This is a genomic window from Rhizobium sp. MHM7A (genome assembly GCF_005862215.1).
Taxonomy (GTDB): domain Bacteria; phylum Pseudomonadota; class Alphaproteobacteria; order Rhizobiales; family Rhizobiaceae; genus Rhizobium; species Rhizobium bangladeshense.
In genome coordinates, this window is sequence record NZ_VCHT01000005.1 from 322,958 (window position 1) to 342,876 (window position 19,919).

A 19,919-nucleotide genomic window follows, 5' to 3' on the forward strand; every position below is an offset into this window, starting at 1 on the left:
GAGATAACAATGACCAGACCAACATCTTCCGCGCCTTCGCAGCGCATGCTGCGCGTTGGCGAACAGGTCCGCGCCGCAATCACTCAGGTGCTGCAGCGCGGCGAAGTGCGCGACGACATCATCGAGGCGACGGTGATTTCGATCTCCGAAGTGCGCATGTCGCCTGATCTCAAGATCGCCACGGCTTACGTGACGCCGCTCGGCGTTTCCGACCACAGCATCGTCATCGAGGCTTTGAACCGCCATGCGAAATTCATCCGCGGCCGGCTCGGACCGCAGCTCCGGCAGATGAAATACATGCCGGAGGTACGCTTCCGGGACGATACCAGTTTCGACAATTACAAGAAGATCGACGAGCTGCTGCGTTCGCCAGAGGTGAGCCGAGACCTCGACGGCGACAACGACGAACAATAACAGAAGAGACTGATGTCCAAACCACGCAAACCCAAGGGCCGACCGATTTCCGGCTGGCTGATCCTAGACAAGCCGGTGGATTTCGGCTCGACGGAAGCCGTTTCCAAGATCAAGTGGCTCTACAAGGCGCAGAAGGCCGGCCATGCCGGCACGCTCGATCCGCTCGCCTCCGGCATGCTGCCGATCGCGCTCGGCGATGCGACCAAGACCGTTCCCTATGTGATGGACGGCCGCAAAATCTACGAATTCACCGTCAGCTGGGGCGAGGAGCGCTCCACGGACGATCTCGAAGGCGAGGTCACTCAGAGCTCGGACAAGCGGCCAAGCGAACAGCATATCCGCGATATCCTGCCGAAATATATCGGCACCATCAGCCAGGTGCCGCCGCAGTTTTCCGCGATCAAGATAGCGGGAGAACGCGCCTATGACCTGGCGCGCGACGGTGAAGCCGTCGAGATCCCGTCGCGGGAAGTGGAGATCTTTCGGCTGACCCTGCTTGCCTGCCCTGACGCCAATACCGCCCATTTCGAAGTGGAATGCGGCAAGGGCACGTATGTGCGGGCGCTCGCTCGCGATTTCGGCCGCGAGCTCGGCTGCTACGGTCACATATCCGGCCTGCGGCGCACCTTCGTCGCGCCCTTCGCGGAGGACGCCATGGTGCCGCTCGCCGACCTGGTGGCGCTGGAAGCGATCGAGGACATGGACGAGCGGCTCGCCGCCCTCGACGCGCTGCTGATCGACACCTGCGAGGCGCTTTCGGCGCTGCCCCATCTCGTCATCAACGACGACCAGGCGCACAGGCTGAAGATGGGTAATCCGATCCTGGTACGCGGCCGGGATGCGCCGATTGCCGAGAGCGAAGCCTATGCGACGGCGCGCGGCAAGCTGATCGCGATCGGCGAGATCGGCCAGGGCGAATTTCGTCCCAAGCGCGTTTTTGCCTGAGCCCGTCCGATTTGTGACTGCTCTGGCAATTGCCAGCCGTTGACGATGCAATATGTTTCCCCCGGGGCCATGGCGGCCCGAGGGGAAATCATGCGCAGAATTACCGGAATACTGACGTTCTTTTCGTTGTTCCTGATCCTTGCCGGCGCCCAAGCCGCCGAACGCTGGGCCGAGCTTCCGGCCTTTCCTTCGATGCCCGCGCCGAAGATCGGTGGCATGGCCGATGTCAACGACATCAAGATGTATTACGCCGAATATGGTGAGGGCGACCCGATCCTCTTCATCCATGGCGGCCTTGGAAATGCCGATGTCTGGGGTCGCCAGGTCGCCGAATTCGCGAGGGATCATCTGGTCATCGTTGCCGACAGCCGCGGTCACGGCCGCTCGACGCGCAGCCAGCAGCCCTTTGGCTATGATCTGATGACATCCGATTATGCAGCCCTTCTCGATTATCTGAAGATCGACAAGGTGACGCTGGTGGGATGGTCGGACGGCGGCATCATCGGCATCGACATGGCGATGAAACATCCGGAAAAGCTCACGCGGGTCATTGCCCAGGCAGCGAATGTCACGACAGATGGCGTCAAGGACGATGTCATGAACAACAAGACCTTCAACGAATACATCAATGTCGCCGGGGAGCAGTATAGGAAGCTGTCGCCGACGCCGAACGAATATGACGCCTTCGTCGCGCAGATCTCCCGGATGTGGGAGACGCAGCCGAACTGGACGGCGGCTGACCTTGGGAAGATCACCGTACCCGTCACGCTTGCCATCGGCGACCATGACGAGGCCGTCAAGCTCGACCATACGGAGATGATGGCAAAGGAGATCCCAGGCGCAAAACTTGTCATCCTCAAGGATGCCAGCCATTTCGCCATGCTGCAGGATCCCGGCGGTTATGATGCAATGATCCGGGACGCCATGGCCGGCCGTTGAAAGCCGCTGCGGGAGTCCCCTCTTTCCATCGCTGCATATTTGGTTTATAGGCAGCGCCAGCGTCAGGTCCGCCTGCTCGCATTCACGGCCAAAGCTGGACGGCATCCCGGCTTTTGGCGACTTCTTCTCCTCTCATAGAAAGGAACATCCGATGTCGATCACTGCTGAGCGCAAGGCTGCGCTGATCAAGGAATATGCGACTGCCGAAGGCGATACCGGTTCCCCGGAAGTCCAGGTCGCGATCCTGACCGAACGCATCAACAACCTGACCGAACACTTCAAGGACCACAAGAAGGATAACCATTCCCGCCGTGGTCTGCTGACGATGGTTTCGAGCCGCCGCTCGCTTCTTGACTATCTCAAGAAGAAGGATGAAGGCCGCTATTCCAAGCTGATCAACAGCCTGGGTATCCGCCGCTAAAACTGTCCGGCGGGCGCTTTTGAGCGTCCGCCGGATCCGTTTCGGGACAATGGTCCTGATGAAATGTTCCGCCCGCGCCCTATCTCAAGCGGTGGAACGACCGGCAGACCCGGATGGGCCGGTTCTGCCAAACCAACCGTTGACCTGTCATGGGGCAGGATTGCCGGATGCTTTCGGCCAAAGCTCTCCAAGGCTTTGGCCTAAGTTTCCCAGGAACTCTCCGTTCGGGAAACTGCTGGTGAAAAGCCTCCCGTTGTCTTGCCCGTGATACGTCACATTGATTGCGGTCGACTGTGCGCTGCGCCCGATATCGGCGATGGCGCGTGCTCCCGCATTGAAGGACAAGATATGTTTGATACACACAGCGTGGAAATCGAGTGGGCCGGCCGCCCGCTGAAGCTCGAAACCGGCAAGATCGCCCGTCAGGCGGACGGCGCAGTTCTCGCCACCTACGGTGAGACCGTCGTTCTCGCCACCGTCGTCTCGGCCAAGGCGCCGAAGCCCGGCCAGGACTTCTTTCCGCTAACCGTCAACTACCAGGAAAAGACCTACGCAGCCGGCAAGATTCCCGGCGGCTATTTCAAGCGCGAAGGACGTCCGAGCGAAAACGAAACGCTCGTTTCCCGCCTCATCGACCGCCCGATCCGCCCGCTCTTCCCGGAAGGCTACAAGAACGACACGCAGGTCGTCGTCACCGTCATCCAGCACGACCTTGAAAACGATCCGGACGTGCTGTCGATGGTCGCCACTTCGGCGGCGCTGACGCTCTCCGGCGTGCCCTTCATGGGTCCGGTCGGCGGCGCGCGTGTCGGCTACATCAATGGCGAATACGTTCTCAACCCCCATCTCGACGAGATGGACGAATCGAGCCTCGACCTGATCGTCGCCGGCACCTATGACGCCGTGCTGATGGTTGAATCCGAAGCCAAGGAACTGCCTGAAGACGTCATGCTCGGCGCCGTCATGTTCGGCCACAAGGGCTTCCAACCGGTTCTCGACGCGATTATCAAGCTCGCCGAAGTTGCCGCCAAGGAACCGCGCGACTTCCAGCCGGAAGATTATGCCGCGCTCGAAAGCGAAATGCTTGGGCTTGCCGAAACCGAACTGCGAGAAGCCTACAAGATCACCCAGAAGGCCGACCGCTACGCCGCCGTCGACGCCGTCAAGGCCAAGGTAAAGGCGCATTTCCTTCCCGAGGAAGGCGAAGCCCGGTACACCGCCGAGGAAATCGGCGCGATCTTCAAGCACCTGCAGGCCAAGATCGTGCGCTGGAACATCCTCGACACCAAGAGCCGCATCGACGGCCGCGACCTCGAGACCGTTCGTCCGATCGTTGCCGAAGTCGGTCTACTGCCGCGCACGCACGGCTCGGCCCTCTTCACCCGCGGTGAAACCCAGGCCATCGTCGTCGCCACGCTCGGCACCGGCGAAGACGAGCAGTATGTCGATTCCTTGACGGGCATGTACAAGGAAAACTTCATGCTGCACTACAACTTCCCGCCCTACTCGGTCGGCGAGACCGGCCGCATGGGTTCTCCGGGCCGCCGCGAAATCGGCCATGGCAAGCTCGCATGGCGCGCCATCCATCCCATGCTGCCGTCGGCGGAGCAGTTCCCCTACACGCTGCGCGTCGTTTCCGAAATCACCGAATCCAACGGCTCGTCGTCGATGGCAACCGTCTGCGGCACGTCGCTGGCGCTGATGGATGCCGGCGTTCCGCTGGCAAAGCCGGTTGCCGGCATCGCCATGGGCCTGATCCTGGAAGGCGACCGCTTCGCCGTCCTCTCGGACATCCTCGGTGACGAGGATCATCTCGGCGACATGGACTTTAAGGTCGCAGGCACGGCCGACGGCATTACCTCGCTGCAGATGGACATCAAGATCGCCGGTATCACCGAAGAGATCATGAAGGTCGCTCTCGCCCAGGCCAAGGGCGGTCGCGCCCACATTCTCGGCGAAATGTCCAAGGCCATCACCGAGAGCCGCGGCCAGCTCGGCGAATTCGCTCCGCGCATCGAAGTCATGAACATCCCGGTCGACAAGATCCGCGAAGTCATCGGCTCCGGTGGCAAGGTCATCCGCGAAATCGTCGAAAAGACCGGCGCGAAGATCAACATCGAGGACGACGGCACCGTCAAGATCGCCTCCTCTTCCGGCAAGGAAATCGAAGCGGCCCGCAAGTGGATCCACTCGATCGTCGCCGAGCCTGAAATCGGCCAGATCTATGAAGGCACTGTCGTCAAGACCGCCGACTTCGGCGCCTTCGTCAACTTCTTCGGCGCCCGCGATGGCCTCGTCCACATCTCGCAGCTGGCTTCCGAGCGCGTCGCCAAGACGCAGGACGTCGTCAAGGAAGGCGACAAGGTCTGGGTCAAGCTGCTCGGCTTCGATGAACGCGGCAAGGTTCGCCTGTCGATGAAGGTCGTCGATCAGGCCACCGGTCAGGAAATCCCGAACGAGAAGAAGAAGGAAGAAGCGGCCGAATAAGCCGCGTCTGCCAGCTTTAGAGCTTTTCCGGGCGCGGGATTCTTCCGCGCCCTTCTTCTATTCTAAATGAGACGAGATCCATGAGCCGCGATACGCTGAAGACCCTGTTCCATCCCTTTGCCAGCGGCACGATCCAGGCGCCTGGCGAAGGCGAGCGTGTGCTTTTTCTCGGCGCCGAGGCAGGCTTTGCGCTGCCGGAAGGTTTTGCCGCCTCGCTCAGCGCCGTCCAGGGCTTCCGGCCGCTCTATCGCCAGCTCCTCGCTCAGCGGATCGAAGCGACGCCTGAGATCGAGGGCGAGGATTATGACGCGGCGCTTGTGCTTTGCACCAAGCACAAGGGCGAGAACGAGACCAATCTCGCCGCCGCGATCGCCCGCACGCGGGCCGGTGGGCTCATCGTCGTCGCCGGCGCCAAGGAAGACGGCGTCCAGCCCTTGCGCAAGCGTATGGAAGCTTTCGGCCTCGCCATCGACCATATGCCGAAATATCACGGCGTCGCCTTCTGGTTCGGCCGCCCGGCCGAGGCCGGCGACGTCATTTCCAGACTGGCAAAGGCGCCGGTGCGCGTCGACGATCGCTTCCATGCGGCAGCCGGCATGTTCTCGCATGACCGGATCGACGCCGGATCGGAACTTCTCGCCTCGCGCCTGCCGCAGGATTTTACCGGCGACGTCGCCGATTTCGGCGCCGGATGGGGCTATCTCTCGGTCGAGATGGCGCAGAGATCGCGCGGAATGGCCCGCCTTGACCTCTATGAGGCCAATCACGCAGCTTTGGAAGCAGCGCGGGGTAACCTGGCGGAGAACTGTCCAGACGCGCCGGTGCGCTTCTTCTGGCACGATCTGGCGGGCGAGCCGGTCAAGGACAAATACGATCTCGTCATCATGAACCCGCCCTTCCATGAAGCACATGCCGCCGAGCCATCGCTCGGCCAGGCGATGATCAAGACTGCCGCCTCCGCCCTTCGCGGCGGCGGCCGGCTGATGCTCGTCGCCAATCGCGGCCTGCCTTACGAGCCGGTTTTGGCAGCGAACTTCAAGGAAAGCGGCGAAACCTGCCGCAATGCACGTTTTAAGGTGTTGTGGGCGAAGAAATAAGGCGGGACGGCCCGGCACCGGCGCATGTTGACGAAAACAAAAAGGCCGTGCGCATCACCTGCGCACGGCCTTTTTTGTTTCAAGCAGGATGAGTTTATTCCACGTCGGCCTTGCGCAACGTGTCCAGCGTCGGCATGGAGGTGATGTTGAAGCCGGCATCGACGAAGTGGATCTCGCCGGTGACGCCGGCGGAGAGGTCGGAGAGCAGGTAGAGCGCCGAGTTGCCGACCTGATCGATGGTCACGGTCTTGCGCAGCGGCGCGTTGCGCTGGTTCCACGAGAGGATCGCGCGTGCGTCAGAGATGCCGGCGCCGGCGAGCGTGCGGATCGGGCCGGCGGAAATCGCGTTGACGCGGATGCCGCGCGGGCCGTAATCGGCGGCGAGATAGCGCACCGAAGCCTCGAGCGCTGCCTTGGCGACGCCCATGACGTTGTAATTGGGAATGACGCGCGTCGAGCCGTTATAGGTCAAAGTCAGCATCGCGCCACTGCCCTCCATCAGCGGAGCGCAACGCCTGGCGATCTCGGTGAAGGAGAAGCAGGAAATGACCATGGTGCGGCTGAAATTCTCACGCGTGGTATCGGCGAAGAGGCCCTTCAGCTCGTTCTTATCGGAGAAACCGATGGCGTGGACGATAAAATCGAGCTTGCCCCAGCGCTCGCCGAGCGAGTCGACCACGGCGTCGACGGATTCAATATCCTCGACATCGCAAGGCAGCACGAAATCCGAGCCGACTTCGGCGGCAAGCGGCCTGACGCGCTTGCCGAGCGCATCGCCCTGATAGGTGAAGGCGAGGTCCGCACCTTGTGCGGCGAGAGCTTTTGAAATCCCCCAGGCAATCGAATGGTTGTTTGCGACGCCCATGATGAGGCCGCGCTTACCCTGCATGATTCCAGTCATGTTATTATCCGTTATAGCGCTGGAAGACGAGCGTGGCGTTCGTCCCGCCGAAGCCGAAGGAGTTGGAGAGAGCGGTGTCGATCTTCGCATTGTCGATACGCTTGCGCACGATCGGCACGCCTTCGAATTCGGGATCGAGTTCGATGATATGGGCACTTTCGCCGATGAAGCCTTGCTGCATCATCAGCAGGGAATAGATCGATTCCTGCACGCCGGCCGCACCCAGCGAATGGCCCGTCAGCGATTTGGTCGATTGGATGTGCGGGATCTTGGCGCCGAACACTTCGCGGATGGCGCCGATTTCCTTGCTGTCGCCGACCGGCGTCGACGTGCCATGGGTGTTGATATAGTCGACCTCACCTTTGACGGTGGAAAGCGCCTGGCGCATGCAGCGGGCAGCGCCCTCGCCCGAGGGAGCGACCATGTCGTAGCCATCGGAGGTGGCGCCGTAGCCGACGATTTCGGCATAGATTTTGGCGCCGCGCGCCTTGGCGCGCTCCAGCTCTTCCAACACCAGCACGCCGGCGCCGCCGGCAATGACGAAACCGTCGCGGTTGACGTCATAGGCGCGCGAGGCGGTATCCGGCGTATCGTTATATTTGGAAGACATGGCGCCCATTGCATCGAAGAGATTGGACATCGTCCAGTCGAGATCCTCGTGGCCGCCGGCAAACATCACGTCCTGCTTGCCCCACTGGATCATTTCGGCTGCGTTGCCGATGCAATGCGCAGAGGTCGAGCAGGCCGACGAGATAGAATAGTTAACGCCGTGAATCTTGAACCAGGTCGCAAGCGTGGCGGAGGCGGTCGAAGACATCGCCTTCGGCACGGCGAAGGGGCCAATGCGCTTCGGGCTCTTGTTCTTGACGGTAATATCGGCCGCCTCGATGAGGGTGCGGGTCGACGGGCCGCCGGATCCCATGATGATGCCGGCGCGCTCGTTCTGAGCGTATTCCTTCTCTTCCAGCCCGGAATCGGCGATCGCCTGCTTCATGGCGACATGGTTCCAGGCGCCGCCCTGCGACAGGAAGCGCATGGCGCGGCGATCGACCAGATCCGCAAGTTCCGCCGGGCCGAGCTTCGGACTGCCCCAGACCTGGCACTTGAAGCCGTGTTCGGCAAAATCGTTGGAAAAGGAAATACCCGACTTTGCCTCCCGCAAGGATTCGGTGACTTCGGCCGCGTCGCTCCCGATCGAGGAAACGATACCCAGACCCGTGACAACTACCCGTCTCATCTGATCAAACCTTTGTTGTTTTCGTCAGCCGCTCGAAATGCGGTTTCAGGCGGACTTGTCTTTCGATAGACCGACGCGAAGGTCGGCCGCCTGGTATATGGTCTCACCGTCCGCCTTCAGCCAGCCGTCAGCCGTGCCGAGCACGAGGCGACCGCGCATGACGCGCTTGAAGTCGATACCGTATTCAATCAGCTTCGTATGCGGCCGGACCATGCCCTTGAATTTCACTTCGCCTGTTGAAAGCGCCATGCCGCGACCTTCCTCGCCGAGCCAGCCCAGAAAGAAGCCGGTCAGCTGCCACATGCCATCGAGGCCAAGGCAGCCCGGCATGATCGGATTGCCTTCGAAATGGCAGGGGAAATACCAGTCGTCGGGGCGTACGTCGTATTCAGCCCTGAGATAGCCCTTGTCGAAGGCGCCGCCCGTTTCGGAAATTTCCGTGATGCGGTGAACCATCAGCATGGGTGGCAGCGGCAGCTGCGCATTGCCGGGTCCGAACAGCTCGCCATGGGCGCAAGCGATGAGTTCTTCATACGAGAAGCTGGACTGTCTGGTTGTCATAAAATTCTTTTTCCCCCCCGCGTGAAGCCGATGGATGTGAACGTGTAGTCCAAGTTCTTCAGAAAATGAAGCACAAGCAAGGCAGCTTCACTCATCGTACCGGACCAGGCCTACGCCATTATTTGGTGGTCGCATACAGGAAGGCCAGGGCCGCGACCAGACCTATTTGCGTCTAAAGTCCGTTTTTTGCGGCGTTTAGCAGGCTCTTGTCCCCATTGAACTATTGAAAGGCTCCGGCGCAAAAGTTATACCGCTTGGAGAAACATGATTGCTTTATGCAGGAATATCCGGAGTTGGTCTTGATGACGGGTGCATCCCCGATCGCAATAGAGGTAAGGCTGCGCGGCGCGGGCTTGCGCCCTACGCGCCAGCGCGTCGCGCTCGGCGATCTCCTGTTTGCCAAGGGCGATCGGCATTTGACCGTCGAGGAACTGCACGAGGAGGCGGTTGCCGCCGGCGTGCCGGTTTCGCTGGCGACCGTCTACAACACGCTGCACCAGTTCACCGAAGCCGGTCTCATCCGCGTTCTCGCCGTCGAGAGCGCCAAGACCTATTTCGACACCAATGTTTCCGACCACCATCATTTCTTCATCGAAGGCGAAAACGAGGTGCTCGACATTCCCGTCAGCAACCTGACGATCGGCAATCTGCCGGAGCCGCCTGAAGGCATGGAGATCGCTCATGTCGACGTGGTGATCCGCCTGCGGGCCAAACAAGGCTGATACACTGCCGCCTCACATGACATCGTCGGGATGCCGGCCGGGCTGGTGTTTGTAGATCGGAAAGGTCCAGCCGAACCACAGAGCACCACCGCGAACGGCAAAGGCCGCTACGACGCCGCAGCCCGAGGCCAGATAGAGCGGCATTCCCAGCGCATTGGCGAGCGTGAACACTCCGGCGCCGATAAGAGCCGCGGTCACGTAGATTTCCGGCCGCAACAGCACCGAAGGTTCGTTTGCCATCAAATCGCGCAGGATGCCGCCGAAGGTCGCCGTCAATGTGCCGGTGACGATAGCGATTGTCGGCGAGCCGGTGGCGGCAAGTCCCTTGGCGGCGCCGAGCACGCAATAGGCGGCAAGGCCGATCGCATCCAGCCAGATCAGCAGGCGGTAGCGCGATTCTAGCAGGTGGGCAGTGAAGAAGACGATGACGCCCATGATGCAGCAGACGAGGATATAGGCGGGGTTCAGCACCCAGAACACCGGCACGCGGCCGAGCACGATGTCGCGCACGGTGCCGCCGCCGGTTCCCGTCACAATGGCGAAAAACAGAAAGCCGATCAGATCGAGCTGCTTGCGCGAGGCGGCGAGCGCGCCGGTCGCGGCAAACAGCGCAATGCCGGCATAATCGAGATAGACGAGCAAGGACATGCGGACCCCGGAACCGGCAAACAGTTTCCGGAAAGAACCATGGCGGCAAGGGCGGCGCAAGGCGCAGCGGCCATAAAGCATCGGTCTTTATTCGATGCATGTTGTTATTCTAAAACCCTGCACAGTTTTGGGGCGACATACATTGGCTACGGGGCCTTTGTGCAAAAGAGGAAAGCTCGTGAAAACGCTGGTGCTCGCCGTTCTCAACATCGTCCTGCTGCTCGCCATGCCAGTTGCAGCGCTTGCCCAGCAATCGCTGATCTCCGACCCCGAGATCTACGAGAAGAAGCATTTCCAGGAACAGTGCAAGGCGGCCGAATTCGCCGACGGCTTCGTCACCCGGCAGGACATCAACAATGACGGGCTGGTCGACGCCGTTGTCAATGAGGGTCAACTGACCTGCGACGGGCAGAAGGGGCCGCAATGCAACGACGACGGCTGCACCTATAATTTCTATCTCCAGGTTGCCGAAGGCGGTTATTTCATGATCGCGACGGCGCAGATCTACGGCTACGATTTCGTCCAGCGCTTCGGCAATATGGTGCTGGCGATGAAGATGCATCCGCGTTTCTGCGACCGCACCCAAGGCGATCCCTGCATCGTGACGGCGCGCGTGCGCGGCACGAAATTCGTCACCATCTCCAAGAAGTAGCTCAGCCCGGATAGAGCTCCGACGTCCGGCCGGCGAGATAATAGCCGACCAGGCCGTACCATTCGCGGATCGCCGTCGAGATATTCTGGGCATTGAGGTTCGGCTGGGTAAAATCCAGGCCCGGCCTCACCTGCCCGTCGGTGCGGTAATCGGTCGGCCAGGGAACGATATCGATTCCGAGCTTGCGGAAAATGCCGACCGAGCGCGGCATGTGGAAGCCCGAGGTGATCAGCAGGCAATTGGAAAGCCCCTGGCTCGCCAGGAATTCCCTCGTATTGACGGCGTTTTCGAAGGTCGTGCGCGATTGCCGCTCCTCGATCAGGCGGTCCTTGCCGATACCGAAAAGCGGGAAAAAGCGCTCGGAGGCCGCCGCGTCGCCCTCGTAGACGCCTGAGAGTGAGCCGTCGCCGCCCGACACGAGAATGCGCGACTGCGGAAACTTCTGCGCGAGCCGCAGGGCTTCGACGAAGCGGTCGGCCCCGCCATTGAATTCGATCCCGTGGCGCGTCGTATTCACCTCGTTTTCAAACGCGCCGCCCAGCACGATCATGCATTGCAGGCTATCGGGATCGCCAGCGGGTTTCGCGAAACGCTGCTCAAGACCCTGCATCAGAAGGTTGCCGGTGGTGGTGTAGAGGGTGACGAAGAGAATGAAAGCGGCGCCGCTTGCGCCAAGGATAGTCAAGGCACGCCAGCGCAGAAGACCGGCAACGAGGGTGAAGAAGACGAGAAGGAATGCCAGCGACAGCGGCTGCGCAAAAATCCAGACAAGTTTCGAAATGACGAACAAGACCTACTCCTTGAGGATGGGCGGCGGCCCCTTCCTATCCGATTCGACGGTAACAGGAATGCGACGGTTCTAAAGCGCCTCGCGGTCTTTCAGATTCGCGCCTTGCGCCTTAGTCGTTCTTTTACGCAGATCGTTGCCGCACCGCTGGACATTCTTGCGCGACATGCCTTATTTGCCGCGGAGAGCGGCCGGGCGCTGCGGCGCGAGCTTCTGGTTGAAGCGCCGCTGAAGCGGCCGGGGAATGAACATGGCGGCAATCGCCAGCGCCATGGCAAAGATGGCGACCAGCCACAAGGCATGGGCGCCGGTCAGCCGCGTCAGGACAGCACCGGCGATCGCGCCGAGCACCATGCCGCCCCAGGGGACGATCTGGATCGTCCATTCGATACGGCGATCACCGATGATCCAGCGGCCGATGCCGCGCCCAAAACGCGACAGAGCGCCGGTGACATAAGTCAGGCCGATCGGCAGGCCTTCGATATGTTCGACGGCGGCATTCACCATGCCCATGGAGAAAACAATCATGGAGAACCGCGCCAGCATCAGACTCTCAGCCGTCATCACCGAAGCGAGCGCCAGAACGAGGCCGACGCAGCCGAGCACGACGAAGATGCGGCGCTCGGAGACATGGGCGATGACGATTCCGGCTGCATTGCCGAGCACGAAAACGAGAATGGCCGAGATCAGCACCGCCGCGTGATAAAGATTACCCTCGCTCAAGGCGAGTGCGGCCCGGGTCGTATTGCCGGTCATGAACGAGACGAAATCGCCGGTCAGCAGCAGCCCGGTCGCATCGGTCATGCCGGCCAGAAATGAAATTGAGCCGACGAGGGCGAGCCCGGTCATGGTTCGTCGTGTACGGATGATACGGCGGCGTCTTGCTCTGGTCATTGGCGGAGGGTCCTGAAACCGGATCGGTGAGTTTCCTGCAGGAAGGATAACTCCTCTTCCTTGAGGAATTGGCAAGGAGGGTTGGTGGGGGCGGGACTTGATTGGCAGGCTGTTTTCAATCATAAAACGGCGTCGCTTCAGACTGAAGCTCCGTAAGCGTTTACGTCAATCAACGCGCAATCCGCCGGTCGGGCGCTGCGCGATTATTCGATCGGCATCTTACGGAGCCAACTATGCCCAAAGCCAAACTTCCCAAACGTTACCACATGATCGTCATGCCGCTGATCCTCTCGCTGCTGATGACATCGGTCGTCTCGGCGATCAGCATCGTCCGAGCGCAAGGCCTGACCACGGCTGCACTTGCCATGTGGCCATCCGCCTGGGCGCTCTCCTGGGTCATCGCTTTCCCCGTACTGTTATTGGTGCTACCCCTGGTGAAGCGGGTGACGGCGGCGATCGTAGAGATGTGAGGCGGAAGGCGTCAGCGGGCCGTAGCGCGGCCTGCTGGAGTTGAGTTGGGTCGTTAAATCTTAACCAGAATCAGAACCGCTCCTCCGGTTGGCAAGGCTTGGATCCTGAGTCGGCTGGATCAATCTCTTGCTGGCAGAAGCTCTACCGGAATGCGATTTCAGATAGGCCTCGAATTCGAGGGCTTTGTGCTTATCGGGAAGGGCGCAATACCAGAGCAAATTCCACGGAGCGAATTTGGCGGTGTGGGTGGATTTTCCAGCATTGTGCGCGGCAAAGCGTTGCTTCAGGTCGGCGGTAGACCGGTGTATTCCTGATCGGGAAAATCGATGCTGCGGAGAATATAGACATACCACATCAGCGTTTCAGCCCGTCGTCGCCCTTCGGGCTATGCCGGGCACTGCTTCGTGCTAACGGTTTCTCGCGGCTGCGCCACGCGAAGCCCGTAAGGGCAAAGCGTGGTGGAGCTAAGCGGGAGACAACCTCACCCGACAAAATGGTGTTCCTGGTCAAATATTTATTGAAATTCAATCAGCTATTGGTCTACATATGGGTACTTTCTTGGGTACTCGGAGGCTGTTTTGTCCCTCTCATCCGACCGCAAATATTTGGAGCTTCACGGGAACCAGTGGCGCGTGGTCGTCAATGTCCCGAAGAAGCTTCACGCGAAACTAGGTACAAAGCTAAAGAAGCCACTCGGGACAGATAGTCTTAGAGAGGCGAATCGACTTAAGTGGGATGCATTAGCGGACCTCAAAGCGACCATCGCACACGCGGAAAATCCATCGCTCTCACTGAAGGCCGCGCGATCGGCCAGCCGTCAACAGGCCATACAGCAGGCTGTCCAATTCGCAGAGCAACGCAGAACCGCGTTCGATCCGGCGCAGCGAGACGAGATTGATGAGGAGATCGATTGGCAGGCAGAGTCGCTCGCAGGCCGGCCCATTGCCACCGACGAAGGCGGCTATGAAATTTTCGACCCCGAGCGCTTACGCCTCGCTAAGGATTTCTCCCAGTTAGCGCGTGGGGACAGAACACCGATCGACCTCTATCATGAGAAGTTCCTGGCGATGTCGCACGTCAAGGCTCGCACCCAGGCAGACGACAAGCGAGCTATAAAGCTCTTGAAGGATTGGTGCAGCAAAGCCGGTGTTCCGCCGTATCTCCAGGCAATGACCAAGAAGGAGGCCGTGCGATTCTGCGATGAGCTTCCCACACTCGCGGCCAACCTCTCTCCCGTCACCCTCAACAAATACGTCAGCCGACTTTCAGTCTATTGGACGTGGCTAGAAAACCGCCACGAAGTCGATTCCAACATCTGGCAAGGACGGCGCTTACGTGAGCCTCAGCAGACCACCGATCAAAAGGAACGCCCGTTTACCGACGACGAAGTGGAGATTTTGCTGAAAGGTCCCGCTGAGCAGAAAATGCACGACCTCATGAGGATAGCCGCCCTTTCCGGTGCCCGCTTGGACGCCATCGTGTGCCTCAAGGTGAAGGACTGCCGAGACGATGGGGTGTTCGTATTCAAGCCCCAAAAGAAAGAGCCGGGACCACGTCTCTGCCCCATTCACCCTGACCTAATCGAAATCGTTGAACGGAGGAAAAAGGGTAAGGCACCTGAGGACGACATTTTCCCCGAATGGCCCGGCGTGAAGAAATCGGATTCGCTGCGTGAGCGCTCCTTCAAGACGTCCAACGAGTTCACCGCATACCGCCGCATCGTTGGCGTTGAGGAAAGGCGCGAAGGCAAGCGCCGTGGTCTTGTAAACTTCCACAGCTTCCGTCGGTGGTTCATCACCAAAGCGGAGCAGGCGGGACAGCTAGAAAGCACCATCGCCGTTGTAGTCGGCCACAAGCGGCAAGGGATGACCTTTGGGGTTTATTCGGGAGGGCCGCTTCTTCAGCAGGCGCGCGAGTGCGTAGAGGCCGTCCGGCTGCCGCCGAATCTCTTAGCATGAGCAATTGAAGACTTACTCATCTACCACATCGCCCTGAGCGGATAGTTTCAGAACCACAGGAACTGGCAGATCCGTCACTTTCGCGCTTGTCAATCGGGGATCGCCAACCGAACTTCTGAAAAACTCTAGGAAAAATCTATAAGAAGTCCACCTGCAAGCATCATAAAGGTCCCTATTCGTGGAACCGGATATCTTGCTTGCGGAACCGCACCTCATGTCCGACGTCGTGTAGTCAAAAACAAATGATGCAGGTGTAACAGCCAGCATTTTCTGGCACTGGTCGCCAAGTTGCTCCTGCTCCTGTGGCGTCATAAGGGCTCCAGGCTGATGGCGTTTCGCCTGGATCAGTACGGCCTTCGAGTATTTCACTAACGGGGTCGTCAAAGCGACGTGAAGCACCATGTCAGCGCCAATGCGCTTCTCTTCGGCAGCCCTGCCTCTTCGGTGGCGCAAAATGGAGCTGGACCACTGAATGCCTGCGATGTTTTTATCGAATTCCGCATCCAGGCTTCCGATAAGAACTCCGGTTAAATCGTCCTCATCAACTGTAAGCCCGTCTCGGTATTTGCGCATTGCGCGTGCGACCGCAGCATCTGCCGCCTTCGCGGCCTCTCGCATTGCTTCGTCGAATCCCATTATCACCCAGACCCAGGCCGTAGCCTTCCGTTTAAATTGCTTCTCTCAACGATGATGAGGCTCTTAATGCCAATGTGGTCAAACAGGAATTGCGATCCCAAGAGCAAGCTTGCGGTGCAGCACACGGTGACAATTCGCGCACAAGCACTTCAAGTCTTCCATGCTGGTTTTGTGACCGGGTTCCATATTCGCTACGTGAGTTCGGTGGTGGTGAACCTCAATGCACGCGGCCGCTGCCTCTGGACCATACTTTTCCATCGGGTCAAACTTGCAGTCCTCGCAAAAAAGCCGCTTGTGCTCAGCCATAAAAGCAGCTCGCTTTTCTCTCGCTAGACCAGGGGCTCTTTCACGCTTCAGGTGAGAAACGATTTTCGGGTTGCCTTCAATCCAACTGCGTTCCTCTTCAGTAGGCACAAAGCCTGTCAGCCCTAATTCAATCTTCTTGGGGTCCGGCTTGGGCCGGGCAACGCCCTCCTTTTTCGGCGTGATCCAGAGGCCCGCTTCTTCGAGCAGATCGAAGGATATTTGACCCCATCCAGCGCTAAAGTGCCCAGGGTAAGCCTCTATTCCTAGCGCCTCTTCAAGGGCCAGGCCGAATACTTTTTTGGGTGCAAGGGGGAGGCCGGCATCAGTGAACGCATCATAGTCGCGGGATGGCGCAAAGTTAGGAGCGTCACCTCCTGAAAGAAGCTTCTGGACGGCATTGTGGATATGCGCAGTCGTAACCTTCCTCAGTTCGCTCGCGGGCAGACGAACTATGCCGCCTTTTCGTTCAATGATTTCGCGCACCCTGACAGCCGACGTACCCGGGGTCTCAATCAAAAGCCGCCTCCATGCACCATGGCTTGAACTGCCTTCATTCATCGCCCGAACAAGCTCGTCAAAATCGCGTTGCGACGGGGGATAGGCGATCAAAGGAAAGTTCCCGCTCAGCCAGATCGACCCCCTGCACTGGGCGGCTATCAAGATAGATTCGATAGGAAACTTGCCCATGATCTAGCCGGCTCATCAGCATTTCGAGTGCAGCGCGGTAGTCGCGGTTGCGATCGGTCCCGCTACGGCTGTGAAGGATAAGTCCGAGATCATGCAACTCAACTTTAGCATTGAGCTGCGCACCATCATCGTCAACGAGAATCAATTGGTCAGACATAACGCGAGGTTGCGCAGCATCAGCACAAGTTGTCTAGTCGCAGGCGGACACAAATCCGCTGGGTTAATCCTTCGAGTAGCCTCGTATCTGCTGCAGACGGCGCACCAGCAAGTTTCTTTGTCGTCGTTCTCCTACCATCCTCAAGCTGACCTGCGATCCAGTACGGACCCTAACGGCTATAAAAATTATAATCTATATGCCACTTGACATCTGTATGAGACTGAGGCATCCTCCTGGCATTGAAACAGAGGAGATTGCCAATGTCGCATAATATTATCATTTCTGACGAACTCTTTAGCCGTCTTCAGGCCCGCGCAGTGCCGCTCGTGGACACCATCGAGAGTGTTATTACACGGATCTTAGACGGTGATACAGGCGATAAAATCGATAGCACGCCTGAAGGCTACCGCCTATTTGACCCGGCTTCCCCGCCCAATCTCGGGCATACTTCGGTCTTGTCCGCAACCGTCGATGGTCAACTTCTCAAGTCTGCGGATACGTTCTGGAACAGCATCATTGTCGCCATGATTAGGGTGTTGGCAGCAAGGGGAATGTCAGCGAAGGATATTGACGCCACACTGCCCAGCAACAGCGCAGTGGGCCAGAAGTCAGGCAACGGCTACAAATTCATTAAAGAGGCCGGGGTTTCGATTCAGGGCCTCGACGCGAACAATGCTTGGCGAACCATCTTTCTACTCTCCACGGTGGCCAATATTTCGGTCGACGTGAAATTTAAATGGCAGAACAAAGAGGGGGCCCAAATGCCTGGGGTGATTGGCGCATTCATCATACCGCCAGAGCAGCGCAAAGTTGCTTGAAAAACCAAGGGCCACCGTAGGCATTTAGGCTGGCGACGATAAAACACAAACCCCATCATCCCGGCACTGGCGGCCCCGCAACGGGAGCGAACTTCAAGGCAGTCCCGCTAGCGAACGCAAGGAACGGCTGTGGGGAACTGTGCTACTGGTGGATTGTCCATCACTCATCTCGTCTCTACAAGGCAGCCCCGAGAGGTGCACAAAGGTGAAGGTGATGATGGGGGTCTAAATCAAGAGGTCCATCACTCTAAGCCCGACCGAGAGGCTATAGGGGCAAGTTATTTTCGCCATCTTGGCCGGGTCGAGGAATTGGCTTTTCCGCCACCGGAAGGCTAACGCCGAGCTTTGATAAGCTAACCCTTCCCATCGTCTGGGCGGCAATCTCCTTTTTGCTTTCCGCCACCATCAGGCCGTCATGCATGGGGAGCGCGACAACGCCCTGCGAGATCAGCTCCAGCAATATGGCCACAAGCAGGTTGCTTTCAGTCGCCATTAGCTCAAAGCCCACATTTGTGTCCAGCAAGGGGGCTATAGCAGGATGGGCAACAACAATACCATTCCGAACCTGCGCCATCGTCGAGCCTTCGGGCAATAACGGTTTGGCGTCGTGTGGAAGTCTCCTGGAAATTTTCTCCCGAAAGAACAGTGAGGCGATAACACGCTTGACCCCCTCCCTGTGATCCTCCAGCCCCGGAATGGCATAGAGGTCGCCTTCCGGCGGCGTTGCGCCCCGCCTCACATAAGCAAGACGGAGGAACATAGACGAGAAATCGAGGTCTGCTACCGTTTCACCGCCGATGGTCAGGCGATGACGCTCCACACGTGGCAGGCTCTCCCAGAGGCCACCGTAAAGCCGTCCATGCCGATTGAAGCTGAAAGGAGCAGAGTTTCCAGCATCGAATCGTCGGGTAAGGTGAATCGGTCCTAGCGTCTCGCCATCAACACGGATATCGGCTTTGTCGAGGGCCTGGTTTATCGCCGACATCTCTCCCCTAAGTGCTATGGTCTCTGGTGTGTCTCGGTAGTCAACCAAGGCTCTTTCGCAGTCTACCTCCGCTAGAAGCACGATGGTTTCGCCGCCGCTGGTTCGTCCAACATCCTGCCTCTTGACCTCATGCCGTTTCAGCAGTGACACGAATTCTATCGTCGGAATTAGTCTCGTCCGTTGCTCCTTATAAATGGCACCTTCGACCTCAACGTGGCCATGAGCAGCCAACTCATCTATCGCCCAGCGTAGACCATTGGGGCTGACCTCCTCGCGATCGTAGCGGCTGCGCTTCAATTTCCTTAGCGATATCACGCAGTCGCGGTTCTGGGCTGATCCAAGAACTGCCATGACAAGGTTTGCCATAAGCGTCTCTGTGCACGCCCTTCTCCTTGCGGTCGCATCGGCTCTATGCCGTCTGCCTGGTGTAATGGCTGGCGGAGTCAATGTGGAGAATAGACGGTCTATCAGTGCCGTGAGGTTGTCCCCGCGGGCTACCAGCCAAGGGTCGAAATGACGAGACGTGTCCCGCTCGACTTGGTCGTGTTTTGAGTGTAGCGGCCGCGATGGGCTTCGAATATCCAAGATAAGCTCCAACATGCGCGTCCCCACCCCCGAGAGGAGATCAAACGGAGGTGAGGACTTTTATTTGCTTAGGACGCCTGGGCGATAGGTGGATGGGACGGATGGGGTCCAAAGCGTTGTGTGCGTATGGCGATCACCTCGGGCACCACAGCGCGGGCTAGCTCATTGCAGGCCTTTTCCAGCTCGGCTCCGATCTTCCTCAGCACGTGCCCCGATGAGCGAGGATAAGCGTGAAGCTCAACCAGCCGCGTTCCGCCTGTTCGGGGGTCCCACGCGTCCCACTTACGGTGAGTGCCGCTCGCGAGCCTATGGACGGCCTTAGCGGCCTGCACAATGCGGAACTCTCGGACATTGTGGCTCTTCCAATCGTCCTCGATAAGCGCTGCTACTCCAAGGTAGATGGTGATGATTCGCTGAGCGGGAATGTTCGCTGCTCGCAGCCGCGCAAAGGCAATTCGAGCACGTTGCTCAGCCGACTGGCCGCGCAGGTTGGTTGCTGAGTCCGGCCGCCCAGCGCCGGCCAGAAGATACTCTAGCTGCCAATATGCGGTCCGATATGTGGGGTCTTGCCGATGCTCCTTGACCCAGCGTTCCGCACTTTTGACATAGGG

The 19,919-nt window shown here is 59.1% G+C and carries 20 protein-coding genes and 1 pseudogene; 11 read left to right on the forward strand and 10 right to left on the reverse strand.

From position 1 onward, the window contains the following. The first annotated feature begins 9 nt into the window (after window positions 1-9). From rbfA to FFR93_RS19835, 6 genes are all read left to right on the forward strand, one after another. The gene (rbfA, locus tag FFR93_RS19810) at window positions 10-414 is read left to right on the forward strand and encodes a 30S ribosome-binding factor RbfA (RefSeq protein ID WP_009993666.1); all 405 of its coding nucleotides are present in this window, start codon (window positions 10-12) and stop codon (window positions 412-414) included. A 12-nt stretch (window positions 415-426) separates the two neighbouring features. Next, on the forward strand, window positions 427-1,359 hold the full coding sequence (gene truB / locus FFR93_RS19815) for a tRNA pseudouridine(55) synthase TruB (RefSeq protein WP_138394452.1): 933 nt from the start codon (window positions 427-429) through the stop codon (window positions 1,357-1,359). A 90-nt stretch (window positions 1,360-1,449) separates the two neighbouring features. Continuing rightward, window positions 1,450-2,298 carry an alpha/beta hydrolase gene (locus FFR93_RS19820; protein ID WP_138394453.1) on the forward strand — a complete coding sequence of 283 codons (849 nt, stop codon included), beginning with the start codon at window positions 1,450-1,452 and terminating at the stop codon, window positions 2,296-2,298. Window positions 2,299-2,449: 151 nt separating this feature from the next. Beyond that, complete coding sequence (gene rpsO / locus FFR93_RS19825; RefSeq protein ID WP_009997779.1) at window positions 2,450-2,719, forward strand: 30S ribosomal protein S15; 270 nt, start codon at window positions 2,450-2,452, stop codon at window positions 2,717-2,719. A gap of 348 nt (window positions 2,720-3,067) precedes the next feature. Beyond that, window positions 3,068-5,206, forward strand: a complete 2,139-nt coding sequence (gene pnp, locus FFR93_RS19830) for a polyribonucleotide nucleotidyltransferase (RefSeq protein WP_064707539.1) — start codon at window positions 3,068-3,070, stop codon at window positions 5,204-5,206. Between the two features lie 80 nt (window positions 5,207-5,286). Then, entirely contained in the window at window positions 5,287-6,303 is a 1,017-nt protein-coding gene (locus FFR93_RS19835) for a class I SAM-dependent methyltransferase (RefSeq protein WP_138394454.1), read from the forward strand. Window positions 6,304-6,397: 94 nt separating this feature from the next. Here the strand turns inward: FFR93_RS19835 and fabI are convergent, their stop codons facing one another. From fabI to fabA, 3 genes are read right to left on the reverse strand one after another with little or no spacing between them, the layout of a single operon-like run. Further along, window positions 6,398-7,204, reverse strand: coding sequence for an enoyl-ACP reductase FabI (gene fabI / locus FFR93_RS19840; RefSeq protein ID WP_138394455.1), 807 nt, complete (start codon window positions 7,202-7,204; stop codon window positions 6,398-6,400). 4 nt (window positions 7,205-7,208) lie between these two features. Further along, a complete protein-coding gene (gene fabB / locus FFR93_RS19845) occupies window positions 7,209-8,441 on the reverse strand; it encodes a beta-ketoacyl-ACP synthase I (RefSeq protein ID WP_138394456.1) in 1,233 nt (410 codons plus the stop codon). Window positions 8,442-8,486: 45 nt separating this feature from the next. Further along, window positions 8,487-9,002, reverse strand: coding sequence for a 3-hydroxyacyl-[acyl-carrier-protein] dehydratase FabA (gene fabA / locus FFR93_RS19850; RefSeq protein ID WP_064711871.1), 516 nt, complete (start codon window positions 9,000-9,002; stop codon window positions 8,487-8,489). 302 nt (window positions 9,003-9,304) lie between these two features. Between fabA and irrA the strand changes: the two genes are divergently transcribed. Then, the gene (irrA, locus tag FFR93_RS19855) at window positions 9,305-9,724 is read left to right on the forward strand and encodes an iron response transcriptional regulator IrrA (protein WP_064707862.1); all 420 of its coding nucleotides are present in this window, start codon (window positions 9,305-9,307) and stop codon (window positions 9,722-9,724) included. Between the two features lie 12 nt (window positions 9,725-9,736). Here irrA and FFR93_RS19860 read toward each other — a convergent pair whose 3' ends face one another. Then, window positions 9,737-10,372, reverse strand: coding sequence for a trimeric intracellular cation channel family protein (locus FFR93_RS19860; RefSeq protein ID WP_064707861.1), 636 nt, complete (start codon window positions 10,370-10,372; stop codon window positions 9,737-9,739). 178 nt (window positions 10,373-10,550) lie between these two features. Between FFR93_RS19860 and FFR93_RS19865 the strand changes: the two genes are divergently transcribed. Next, entirely contained in the window at window positions 10,551-11,024 is a 474-nt protein-coding gene (locus FFR93_RS19865; protein ID WP_138394457.1) for a hypothetical protein, read from the forward strand. A gap of 1 nt (window position 11,025) precedes the next feature. Here FFR93_RS19865 and FFR93_RS19870 read toward each other — a convergent pair whose 3' ends face one another. Further along, the gene (locus FFR93_RS19870) at window positions 11,026-11,814 is read right to left on the reverse strand and encodes a YdcF family protein (protein ID WP_138394458.1); all 789 of its coding nucleotides are present in this window, start codon (window positions 11,812-11,814) and stop codon (window positions 11,026-11,028) included. Window positions 11,815-11,982: 168 nt separating this feature from the next. Next, a complete protein-coding gene (locus FFR93_RS19875; protein WP_138394459.1) occupies window positions 11,983-12,705 on the reverse strand; it encodes a YoaK family protein in 723 nt (240 codons plus the stop codon). Between the two features lie 233 nt (window positions 12,706-12,938). Between FFR93_RS19875 and FFR93_RS19880 the strand changes: the two genes are divergently transcribed. Next, window positions 12,939-13,175, forward strand: a complete 237-nt coding sequence (locus tag FFR93_RS19880; protein ID WP_138394460.1) for a DUF2798 domain-containing protein — start codon at window positions 12,939-12,941, stop codon at window positions 13,173-13,175. Between the two features lie 60 nt (window positions 13,176-13,235). On the opposite strand, the pseudogene FFR93_RS19885 reads toward FFR93_RS19880, so the two are convergent. Continuing rightward, a pseudogene (locus FFR93_RS19885) lies at window positions 13,236-13,531 on the reverse strand (GIY-YIG nuclease family protein). A gap of 223 nt (window positions 13,532-13,754) precedes the next feature. Here FFR93_RS19885 and FFR93_RS19890 point away from each other — a divergent pair. Beyond that, on the forward strand, window positions 13,755-15,134 hold the full coding sequence (locus tag FFR93_RS19890) for a tyrosine-type recombinase/integrase (RefSeq protein ID WP_138394461.1): 1,380 nt from the start codon (window positions 13,755-13,757) through the stop codon (window positions 15,132-15,134). 12 nt (window positions 15,135-15,146) lie between these two features. On the opposite strand, the gene FFR93_RS19895 is transcribed toward FFR93_RS19890, so the two are convergent. After that, the gene (locus tag FFR93_RS19895; protein ID WP_138394462.1) at window positions 15,147-15,770 is read right to left on the reverse strand and encodes a hypothetical protein; all 624 of its coding nucleotides are present in this window, start codon (window positions 15,768-15,770) and stop codon (window positions 15,147-15,149) included. Window positions 15,771-15,848: 78 nt separating this feature from the next. After that, window positions 15,849-16,685 carry a hypothetical protein gene (locus FFR93_RS19900; protein WP_138394463.1) on the reverse strand — a complete coding sequence of 279 codons (837 nt, stop codon included), beginning with the start codon at window positions 16,683-16,685 and terminating at the stop codon, window positions 15,849-15,851. Between the two features lie 495 nt (window positions 16,686-17,180). On the opposite strand from FFR93_RS19900, the gene FFR93_RS19905 reads away from it, so the two are divergent. Continuing rightward, window positions 17,181-17,738: a hypothetical protein gene (locus FFR93_RS19905; protein WP_138394464.1), complete on the forward strand. Its 558-nt coding sequence runs from the start codon at window positions 17,181-17,183 to the stop codon at window positions 17,736-17,738. Between the two features lie 265 nt (window positions 17,739-18,003). On the opposite strand, the gene FFR93_RS19910 is transcribed toward FFR93_RS19905, so the two are convergent. Next, entirely contained in the window at window positions 18,004-19,089 is a 1,086-nt protein-coding gene (locus tag FFR93_RS19910) for a hypothetical protein (protein WP_138394465.1), read from the reverse strand. Window positions 19,090-19,919 lie beyond the last annotated feature (830 nt).